Raw genomic sequence first — 9,985 nt, forward strand, 5'->3', positions numbered from 1 at the left:
GCATGACAACCCTGTCTATGTTGGAAGCCCTAGTGCAACGCTGCGAATCGGAGCAGCTGAATTTGTCGGGCGCAATCCAGTCTTTTGGCGCGTTGATCCGCATCGATTCAAAGTCGGGAACGGTAACCCACGTATCATCAAATCTTGCAGATTTTATCGGAACTGATCCTGCAAGAACTTTAGGCCAAAAATTGGAGGCATTGAACTTCTTGCCCGTTGCATCCCTCCAGGCCCTGCCGGACCAGCCGGGGAAGCGTCTTCGCGTGGATACTGTTGCAGAGTTCTTGGGGGGGCGATTGGACGTATTGGCCGTTCGTGGCGTCGATTTCATTCTTATCGAGCTAGAGCGAAGCGCCGCGCCTAGTGCGCCCATCCCCGTTCAACAACTGCAGTCCCCGCTACTGTCTGTTCCCTATGATGATGACGAAGTCATGGAGCACCACAATATGCTGGTGCAAGCCTTCCAGACGGTGACTGGCTACGACCGAGTGATGATCTACCGATTTCAAGAGGATTGGTCGGGTGAAGTCATTTCAGAGGCAACGACGAAGGCACTGGGAAGCTATTTAGGATTGCGGTTTCCTGCCAGCGATATTCCGGCCATTGCCAGGAATCTCTATATCCTCAATCCTTGCCGAATGATCCCAGACGCCACAGATCAGCCCGTGCCGCTGCTCGGGTTGGGGGATGCCCCCGCGGATTTAGCTTGGTCCGATCTGCGCAGCGTTTCCCCGGTTCATTTGGAATATCTCAATCATATGGGGGTTGGAGCTTCTTTCTCGGTGCCTATCCGAGTTACCGGCAAGCTGTGGGGGCTTGTCGCCTGTCATAGTCTCAAACCTCACCTCCTGTCTCATGATCAACGTTCGGCATGTGTCTCTCTGACTAATGCCTACAGCCTTGGTCTCACCTCCCATTTTGCGGGGCGGCGCATTCAATCTCTGGATAGCCTCGACCGGCGCATCGAGAAAATTCTTGAGGCTCTTGCGCAACATGAAGACCCGCTAGACGGCATCGACAAGATGAAAGATCAGTTGATGGAGGCTATGGCCGCACAGGGGTTTGCTATGGCCATCGGCAATGATGTGGTGATCACCGGTGAGGCCCCTGATCTAGATGGTATGGGGTTGATAGACGATTGGTTTCTAAACGAAAGCCGTGACACGGTCGTGATTTCAGATCACCTAGACGATCTTTTTCATGGTCAGGTTGTCTTGCTTGCTGTGGTCAGTGGCATGGTCGCAATAAAGGCGCGCTCCCTGCGGTCTGGATGGGTGCGCTTTTATTGGTTTAGGCCCGCTCTGGCCCAGGAAGTCGCTTGGGCTGGGAACCCAAACAAGCCGGTGGTGGAAAAAGCAGGCGTGGTAATGCTCTCCCCCCGACGATCTTTCGAAAAATGGATCGAGGTCAAATCTGGGTTTAGCCGTCCATGGACTAATGACGAGAGGATGACTGCGGCTAGATTCAGAAACACATTGCTCCAATGGTTATAGCCCCAGGAATGATGTCCTCTCGCGATAAAACGCGGTGTTAATATGAATGACAAGCTACAGCTCGAAGCAGAGCGGCAGATGCAGGACGAAGAAGACCTTGCGCTTCGCAGGCTTGTTTCAGACGGGCCTGGGGCGGGGCAGCGCCTTCTTGAAGAAACTCTCCATAATTTAAGAGTCCATGAGGAAGAGCTTAAAGCCCAGAATGATGAGCTTCAGCAGGCTCGCGAGGATATTGAGAGGCAAAATAACAAAAATCGCGATCTTTTTGACTGTGCTCCAGTAGGATACTTTGTGCTGGATGAACGGCTTTCAATAATTGATGTCAACATTGCTGGCCTTAAACTTATTGGAAACGACAGAGCCCATGTCATTGGCATGCCATTTCGAATGTTTGTGGATGGCAAAGTCCGCCAGGAGGTGGATGGGCACTTTTCCATGGTGAAGGCGCATGGCAATGCCTCTACAGAATCGCGGCTTGCGCCTCATCAAAAAGCACCCGTTCCAATCATCTTGAAAAGCGTTCGCCTTGGGACCGAGTGGGGCGAGGGGTGGCGGTGCCTCACTACGGTAATGGACATTACCGACCGAAAAGTTGCTGAGGAGACTGCGTACCGACATTCTGCTGAATTAGCGATCACACGCGATAAGCTTGCCTTGATTATCGACTGCATGCCACAGCATATCGCAGTTCTTGATCGTCACGGGGTGATAACTCTCGTCAATGAAGCGTGGCGAAAGTTTTCGATTGAAAACGGAGGAAGCTTAACATTCTGCATTGGCGAATATTATGGCTCGGTATGCGGAGGCGTTGATGCAAATGAATGCCCACCTCAATTAAACTCTCGTGCACTACTTGATGTGATTAATGGGCAGTCTTCTGGAGTTTCATTAGAATATCCATGTCACTCGCCGACGGAGCAACGTTGGTTTAAACTGGATATTTCTCCAATTTCTGGCGTTGAGCCCGGCGCAATCGTTGTTCATACTAATATAACATCAAGAAAAATTATGGAGATGAATGTACAAAAAAGCAGGGATCGATTTTCTGACTTTGCGCGATCATCGTCGGATTGGTACTGGGAAATGGATGAGAATCTCCGGTTCACTTGGTTTTCGGAAAGATTCTCATATGTAACTGGTCTTGATCCCCAGGAAGTGATTGGAAAAACAAGGGAATGGTTAATATCTGAAATTTCTCCCGAGTCTCTTGCGGACCATCAGGGTGACTTATCCGCTCGGCGTCCATTCCGTGATTTTGACTATGCTATCGATACGGGGCGTGGAAAAAAATATCTTCGAATCAGCGGTGTCCCGGTATTCGACAAGGAGTGCGAGTTTATCGGATACCGTGGAACCGGTGCGGACGTCACTGAAATTAAAGAAATTGAGGCCCAGCTAAGAGAAAGCAAGAATGTGGCTGAGGCTGCTAACAAGGCCAAGTCACTTTTTCTGGCCAATATGAGCCACGAAATTCGTACTCCCATGAACGGCATCATCGGGATGGCCCATCTAGCCCTAGGTGGGGAACTTCCAGCGAAGCAACGTCACCACATCCAATCAATTAAGCAGTCAGCTCAACGCTTGCTGGGAATCATCAACGACATCCTTGATCTTTCTAAGGCTGAGGCGGGTAAGGTTGTCATTGATACGGCTCCCTTCGATCTGGCCAATCTCGTCGACGAGGCAATTAGTGTCGTTGCTGCGCAAGCCTCTGAAAAAAGATTGCCTATTAACGTTCGAATCGCTCCAGAGGTTCCACGTGGGATGATTGGAGACCCACTTCGGATCAGGCAGATACTCCTGAATTACCTGAGCAATGCCGTAAAATTCACAAGCTCAGGTGGAATTGATGTTGATGTTCAGATTGAAGGGGGGAAGACAGCGCCGCCGACCAAGTTGCGGTTTGCGGTTTCTGATACCGGGTGCGGCCTCACTCCGGAACAGCAGGCCACACTATTCCAGTCCTTTCAGCAGGCTGAAGCATCAACCTCTGCAAAGTTCGGTGGCACCGGATTGGGGCTCGCAATTGCACGGCAATTGGCGGAATTAATGGGGGGGCGGGCTGGAGTTGAAAGTCAATATGGGAGCGGAAGTACCTTCTGGTTCACGGTGCAGTTTCAAGGGGCTGTTGATGGCGCTGATTGCCCATCAAAATTTTTATATCCCATAAAACCTCATAATAATTTTGCTCATCAAGACCATTCCATATTGCAAGGTGCGCAAGTTCTTCTGGCCGAAGATGATCTTACAAATCAGATGGTTGCCGTTGGTTTGCTTGAGGCTGCAGGAATGTTGGTTGATGTGGTCGGAAACGGTGCTGCTGCTGTAGAAAAAGCGGCGTCAGGGAAATATGAAATTGTTCTGATGGATGTCAGAATGCCTGGAATGGATGGCATTACCGCGACACGTCTAATCAGGGAAAATGTGGAATTGTTGGATTTGCCTATTGTCGCCATGACCGCCAATGCGATGCATGAGCATAAGGATGAATGCCTTGCTGCCGGTATGAGTGATTTTGTGAGCAAGCCGTTCCAGCCAGAGCAACTCTACGGCGTTATTCAAAACTGGGTCACCGGCCTAGCTGAGGCATCCATTCTTGGGACAGCAGGAATGAATGCCATGTCAGGACGCGATCTGCACTTGCCCTCTGAGATCAGTGGTTTAAATGTTCGTGCAGGTTTGCGGCGCGTCGCGGGAATGAAGAAGCTTTACCTTTCCTCACTTCAAAGCTTTGTCCAGGAGCAAGGAGATATTGTGCTCCGCCTCCGCCAGGCAATCGCAAATCGCGATTTTGAAACTGCAGGACGAGATGCGCATACCTTCAAGGGACTGGCCGGTATGATTGAGGCCAAGGAAATTGTGGGGATCACAGAGGATATTGAGGCCGGGTTAGAGGCTTCGGACATCTTGGGAGTGATGCGCTTGGTTGACAACCTGGAAGGGCTGTTTCCCCCGCTTTTGGCCTCAATTACGCTCGCAGTCGGGAGCAGTGGTTTGGAATTTTCTAACGGAGATTAATCTCGTGGATAATGCAGTCCGTCGCGCCGTTATCGTTGAAGACAGCCCGCAGATGCGTGAATTGATTCGCATGGTTCTCGGCAGTCTCGGCTTTCAGAAAATCGTTCAGGCATCGAATGGAGCCGAGGCCCTTGATGCGTTACAAGCCGAACACACCGATCTGATCATTATGGATTGGATGATGGAAGTCATGGATGGGCTGGAGTGTACGCGCCGGATTCGCGGGGGGGTAAATGGCATTGATCCTGCGGTCCCAATAGTCCTTCTTACCGGGAATAAGGGCAAAGAATCAGAGGCATCTGCTTATAATGCCGGTGTCAGCGTTTATCTGGAGAAGCCTTTTTCAATCAAACAACTTCATTCTGGCGTGATGAAGGCGTTAGGATTAAATGGTGTTGGTGTATCTTGATCAAGCCTATTGAAAGGATTGATGACAGTTATGGCCTTCGTGATCATTTACGAAGTTTTACAAAAGCAGCTCATCGTCGGATAGACCATCATCCATTGATGCGGCATCTGATTCAAGAAGGGCTTACGTGCCGTGTGTATGGAGATATTTTAGTTGCTCTTTATACGTTACACGCCCCAACTGAACTGGCGCTCTTGGAGTTTATGCCGGAAACTGATGTCCCGCGTCGCAGTGATCTTTTGAGGTCAGATATTGAAGAACTTGGAAGAGTTAGTGAACTTGTTACTCCAAGTGTCCCCCAATGGGACGGGAGACCCCCATTAACGCTAAATGATTATATTGGGATGCGGTATGTTATTGAAGGCTCTGCCATGGGAGGTCGTGTTATTCGAGAGAAGTTGATGGTTAATTTAGAGTGCAGCTGTAAACATGTGATGAGATTTTTTGATGGTCAACATGACCACTCGCATTGGCAACGGTTCTGGGTTTATGTTGATCAATTGGACAGTTTAGATGCGACCTTAGCCGCGAGTGCATCGAACGAATTTTTTTATGAAATCAGTGAGTTGTTTGATCGGCATCTGACCTATCGGAACAACCTATTAACGGCGGGATTGAAGCCGAGTTCGGTATAAGCCAATGCGTGCCCCCGCAACCAGCGTTACTTGCACACCCGGTCCACTGGACCGGGTGTTCTCGCTTCCGAGCTCCAAAAGCTTCCCCAACGCACCATACAGATGGGCCTCGAGCTTACCCTCAACTGGCACCATCCGAACTTCATCAATCAATCCCCGAAGCAATTCAGCCGCCTCGGTGGCGGTCTCGGGCTGTCCGAGAGCCTTGGTCAAATTGATGACCTTGCGGCGATAAACGGCGGTCAGATCGGGACGCACCACTGGGACCACTGACGGGGCCCTGGTCAGTCTGGCTTCGATCTCGTCACGCTGAACTTCCAATTTAGCGAGATGGTCGGCCAAGGCCCGTGACGTTGGCGCCGCAATGAGTGCCTGCATCGCGCCCTCGATGGTGCCAGCGATCTTGGTCAACTCGGCCTGAAGGGCGAGGCGTCCCTGATCCCGCTGGGCAGCCTCAGCCTTTACCGTCGCTTCGAATTCCGTGATGAAGGCGGCCACCGCTTCAGGCCGCATGAGGTGATGCTGTAGGCCATCGAGAACCAGTGGCTCAATGACATCCCGACGAACCGTCAGCATGTTGGTGCAGACCGTCGGTCCACGGTTGCGGGCATTGCTGCAGCCGTAATGATGGGCACTGATCTTGCTCATGCCGCCGCCGCAGATGCCACAGGTCAGCAGACCAGAAAGAAGATAGCGTGGCCGACGTGCATTCTCAGGGCGGATCGTTCCTTCCGCCCCTGTCATGCGGGAAACAAGAACCTTCTGGCGGACCTTGACCGCATTCCACAGCTCATCCTCAATGATGCGAAGGTGGGGCGCCGTTCCTGTCACGACCTCTGATACGTCATTCAGACGGACAATCGTTTTGTCCGTGTTGAGGTCGGTTTTGAAAGCTGCACGATTGTAGACGATTTGGCCGATATAGATCGGGTTGTTGATAATGCCGGTGTCTCTGCGCCGGTGGCCATAGATGCAGGATGGAGACCACGAACTGCCCCGTGGGCCGGGAATGCCATCGGCATTGAGGCCATGGGTAATATCCTTTGGTGAACGGCCTGCTGCATATTCCTGGTAGATGCGACGCACCACCGCAGCTTGGATTTGATTGATGCTGCGGAATCCCCGCTTGCCATCAGCATCTGCGGGCATAGCATCATAGCCATAGGCAATGCCACCGGCGACACGTCCGGCCTTTGTTGCTGTGGCCTGACCGCCTCGCGTCCGCATAGCCGTCTGCCTGTTGTACTCCTGAGCCATGGTTGCCAGGATGCCCCAGGTGACCGGGGTGACCCGGGTCAGGCTTGGGGTATGAAGTTCGATCCCGGCCAGATCCAAGCGGTCGAGCAGGTCAGCCGCATCGGCCAGGCGGCGGCTGATGCGATCCGGCGTCAGGCAGACGAGGAGATCGAACTCCCGTGCCTCGACGGCGGCCAACATGGACTGGTATCCAGGGCGAAAGCGTGTCTTTCCGCTTCTGGCTGGGTCTTTATAGATCTGCGCCACGGTCCAGCTATTACGTTCGCAGTAGGCGGTGCATTGAAAGATCTGATCTTTGAGTGAGGTATCTTGTTGTAGGGCTGACGAATATCTGACGTAAAGAGCTGCTTTCTTCATTGCACCACCTCATCAACTCCCAATGCGCCGTCTAGAGCATCGAGCCTTTAATCTGCAACATATCCAGCCTCTGTGAGATAGTTCCAGCATTCGTCTGGGGTGTAGAGGTCGCAGATATCGCCGACTGCCTTCCAGAGTGCGTCGATGGTGCGTGCGCCTATGCGTCGGAGATGGGCCTTGAGCTTGGCAAAGGCCATCTCGATTGGGTTGAGGTCTGGGCTGTAGGGTGGCAGGAAGAGGAACCAAGCTCCGCGTTCCTTGAGGATGGCCTTGGCCTTCTCGCTTTTGTGGCTGGAGAGGTTGTCGAGAATGACGACATCGCTCGGTTGGAGGGTCGGCGCCAGTTGGGTTTCGACGTAGATCTCGAAGGTTTGCCGGTTCATGGGGCCGTTGATGATCCAAGGCGCGGTCAGGCCGTCACAGCGTAACGCGGCGATGAAGGTCTGCGTCCCCCAGTGTCCGAATGGCGCACGAGCCTTAAACCGTTGCCCTCGCCGTGCCCGTCCGCGCAGCCGGGTCATCTTGGTGGTCGTGGCGGTCTCGTCGATGAATGCCAGCCGATGAGGTTCCTGGCGCATCCGGGGCTGGCGGTGGCTCCGCCAGATCCGGCGCTCCGCTGCCACATCATCGCGACCGGACTCGGTCGCCAGCAGCGTTTTTTTTGACGGTGAAGCCTTGCTTGATCAGAAACTTCGACAACGAGGCGGGATGGGCGACGACGCCGTGCTCGGCGGCAAGCTTCGCCGCCAGTTCCGCCATCGTGATGTCGCCTTGCGCCTCGACCCAGCCGACCAGCGCATCGGCAAAGGCCGCCAGCTTGCCGCCGCCTGGCGGACGGCCTTGCCGCGAAGGCTCCAGAGAGCCCGTCGCCGCCATCCGTTGCGCAAGACGGACACTGGTCGCTGCGCACACTCCGAAACGCCGCGCCGCCGCGCGCCGCGATTGCCCCTGCTCAATCTCACCGTAAACCCGGACCCGAAGGTCTGATGACAACCCTTTGCCCATGATCCACCTCCACACCAAGGTGAATCACATCGCGCAACGTTTGGGAATCCCTACGATTCAGGTTTTTGGCAAGTTGCTCTAGCCAGCGACGCGCCATATCGCGGGCTATGAGTCGGGCAATAGCCAACAGCACCTGCTCGGCCTGGTTATCGTCAGGCTGCACAGGTGAAGTCGGGTGCCGGTCTGGAGCGGTGGTGTGGTCCATACCACCAGCATGACCAGCCCCATTCCACGATAAAGCCGTATTAAATGGAAAAATTGGTCATAATAATCAGAAAATGATCACGAAAATGGTCACGTAATTCATTTGCTCCAACGTAAATTGTTAGAATAGCGGGAGTTCACACGAAAGTGGTCATGAAAGTCAGTCGGCGGTGCCAATGAACTGGCGGGTGTCGAAATCGTAGATTTTGAGAAGATTGTTTCGGATGGTTTCCTCCCTGGGGAGATCATTTTCGCCAGTCGGGCGACTTTCGGCTTCCAAGCGGCCTTTCAGCCAAGCCCGTAACGCCTTCGCTTCCGCCATCGGCGTGCCTGCATTAATTCCCTCTTTGACCCGCTCCCGAAAGGCATGTTCAACGGCAGTCGCGTGCTTGGAGGGGCGTCCTCGTGAGGTGGAGGCTTCTGGGATCACCTCATATCCCCGTCCCAAATGTTCAGTGAGGATCAAAGGTTCAGCAAGGCTATGTATTTCGCAGAATTGCCTAAGGCGACGAAAAGGAAGGATGATTGCTGCCAACTGGATGCGGCCGTCCTTTGGATAATCCCGCAGCGGTGTCGCTCTCAAAATCTTGGCGATATCCTCGCGATCGGAGTCAAGTTCTGCGGGTACGGTGGCGCAGATTTTCTGGAGGAATTCGTTTTTCGGCATGCCTCCGACGTGGACCAATCGATGAATCAGATCAGCGATGCTTATCGCCACAAGGGTCTGCGAGGTGACACCAGGAACAGTGGTCGTGGCCATAGGGCTCCAACCGGATAGCTCGCTATTCTCTGAAAAATAGAACGAAGGTGACCATAATTGCTGCACCAACAGATCCTGGATCATGACCGGATCGCTTCGTGGATTGGCGGAGCATAGCGCGGTGTAGAAGTTTGAGACGCTGAATTTGGAGGTGGTCGGCATTTCATCAAACTCGGTCGTTGGAGGGGAAGAGCATGTTCGTAGCAAGGTCATCGGTCAATGCTGTCGGCATCCGGTGAATGGGACAAAGAGGCCTACAGCGGGTTCAGGATTAATGTCGCGATGATGATGATGAAAGTGTCGCGGCCAGTGCACGCCTTACGGATGCTTGCAAGACTCGAATAGAGGTTCCATGTCGGAAGCGCCGCTCAAGGTATGCCGCGGCCTCAGGAAAGAGGGGCGGCAAGTCATTGACGTCGATTCCCTGTGCGCGCCGGAGAGAAAGTAGGCCACGGATCGGCGCCGTTGTGGTGCTGAGGGCGGCGTAAAAGTCGGCCAGTGATATGCCCTTCGTTTCTGATGATGACGAAGGGCGGGAGCATGAAGCCCGTGGATCTTTATCTGTTGGTGCGGCAATCGGTCTTCGTCGAAGGCCGGTCCCGGCGAGAGACTGCGCGTTTATTCGGCGTTGCGCGCAAGACGGTGGACAAGATGTGCGCGTTTTCGGTACCGCCGGGGTATCGGCGGAAGGAGCCCGCCGCGCGGCCGAAGCTGGACAGGTTCACCGGGATCATCGACGAAATTCTGGCCAATGATCCCAAGATGCCGGTTGACCTGCCGTGGGAATCCTCCTCCAGTCTGAAGTAGAGTCCGGCCCTGACAAGGACGGACGAGATGAAGCGCAGCA

At 53.6% G+C, this 9,985-nt stretch carries 8 protein-coding genes; 5 read left to right on the forward strand and 3 right to left on the reverse strand.

Features of this window, described 5'->3' with window-relative positions; genetic code table 11:
• Positions 1-2: 2 nt before the first annotated feature.
• From CU669_RS19680 to CU669_RS19695, 4 genes are read left to right on the forward strand one after another with little or no spacing between them, the layout of a single operon-like run.
• Positions 3-1,493 (forward strand): GAF domain-containing protein, encoded by a 1,491-nt coding sequence (locus CU669_RS19680; RefSeq protein WP_112147298.1) that lies wholly within the window; start codon positions 3-5, stop codon positions 1,491-1,493.
• A gap of 42 nt (positions 1,494-1,535) precedes the next feature.
• Positions 1,536-4,511 (forward strand): ATP-binding protein, encoded by a 2,976-nt coding sequence (locus CU669_RS19685; RefSeq protein WP_112147299.1) that lies wholly within the window; start codon positions 1,536-1,538, stop codon positions 4,509-4,511.
• A 4-nt stretch (positions 4,512-4,515) separates the two neighbouring features.
• Complete coding sequence (locus CU669_RS19690; RefSeq protein WP_112147300.1) at positions 4,516-4,920, forward strand: response regulator; 405 nt, start codon at positions 4,516-4,518, stop codon at positions 4,918-4,920.
• Positions 4,917-5,555 carry a biliverdin-producing heme oxygenase gene (locus tag CU669_RS19695; protein WP_161539743.1) on the forward strand — a complete coding sequence of 213 codons (639 nt, stop codon included), beginning with the start codon at positions 4,917-4,919 and terminating at the stop codon, positions 5,553-5,555. The genes CU669_RS19690 and CU669_RS19695 overlap by 4 nt, the downstream gene beginning before the upstream one ends.
• On the opposite strand, the gene CU669_RS19700 is transcribed toward CU669_RS19695, so the two are convergent.
• The 3 genes from CU669_RS19700 to CU669_RS19710 all read right to left on the reverse strand — a co-directional run bounded on the left by CU669_RS19700 (position 5,523) and on the right by CU669_RS19710 (position 9,300).
• Complete coding sequence (locus CU669_RS19700) at positions 5,523-7,169, reverse strand: recombinase family protein (protein WP_112147302.1); 1,647 nt, start codon at positions 7,167-7,169, stop codon at positions 5,523-5,525. The genes CU669_RS19695 and CU669_RS19700 overlap by 33 nt on opposite strands.
• Positions 7,170-7,216: 47 nt before the next feature.
• A protein-coding gene (locus CU669_RS19705; RefSeq protein WP_112147307.1) for an IS630 family transposase occupies positions 7,217-8,174 on the reverse strand; the annotation gives its coding sequence in 2 pieces (ribosomal slippage) (positions 7,217-7,831 and positions 7,833-8,174; 957 coding nt in all).
• 364 nt (positions 8,175-8,538) lie between these two features.
• Positions 8,539-9,300, reverse strand: coding sequence for a hypothetical protein (locus CU669_RS19710; protein ID WP_146747815.1), 762 nt, complete (start codon positions 9,298-9,300; stop codon positions 8,539-8,541).
• A 387-nt stretch (positions 9,301-9,687) separates the two neighbouring features.
• Between CU669_RS19710 and CU669_RS19715 the strand changes: the two genes are divergently transcribed.
• The gene (locus CU669_RS19715; RefSeq protein WP_161539744.1) at positions 9,688-9,945 is read left to right on the forward strand and encodes a hypothetical protein; all 258 of its coding nucleotides are present in this window, start codon (positions 9,688-9,690) and stop codon (positions 9,943-9,945) included.
• Positions 9,946-9,985: the final 40 nt, after the last annotated feature.

It is taken from the genome of Paramagnetospirillum kuznetsovii, from assembly GCF_003284725.1.
GTDB classification, from domain to species: Bacteria; Pseudomonadota; Alphaproteobacteria; order Rhodospirillales; family Magnetospirillaceae; genus Phaeospirillum; species Phaeospirillum kuznetsovii.

Bases quoted from the DNA above. Each gene is read 5' to 3' on its own strand.
- CU669_RS19680 (WP_112147298.1), top strand. From the start codon at position 3: ATGACAACCCTGTCTATGTTGGAAGCCCTAGTGCAACGCTGCGAATCG.
- CU669_RS19685 (WP_112147299.1), top strand. From the start codon at position 1,536: ATGAATGACAAGCTACAGCTCGAAGCAGAGCGGCAGATGCAGGACGAA.
- CU669_RS19700 (WP_112147302.1), bottom strand. From the start codon at position 7,169: ATGAAGAAAGCAGCTCTTTACGTCAGATATTCGTCAGCCCTACAACAA.
- CU669_RS19710 (WP_146747815.1), bottom strand. From the start codon at position 9,300: ATGCCGACCACCTCCAAATTCAGCGTCTCAAACTTCTACACCGCGCTA.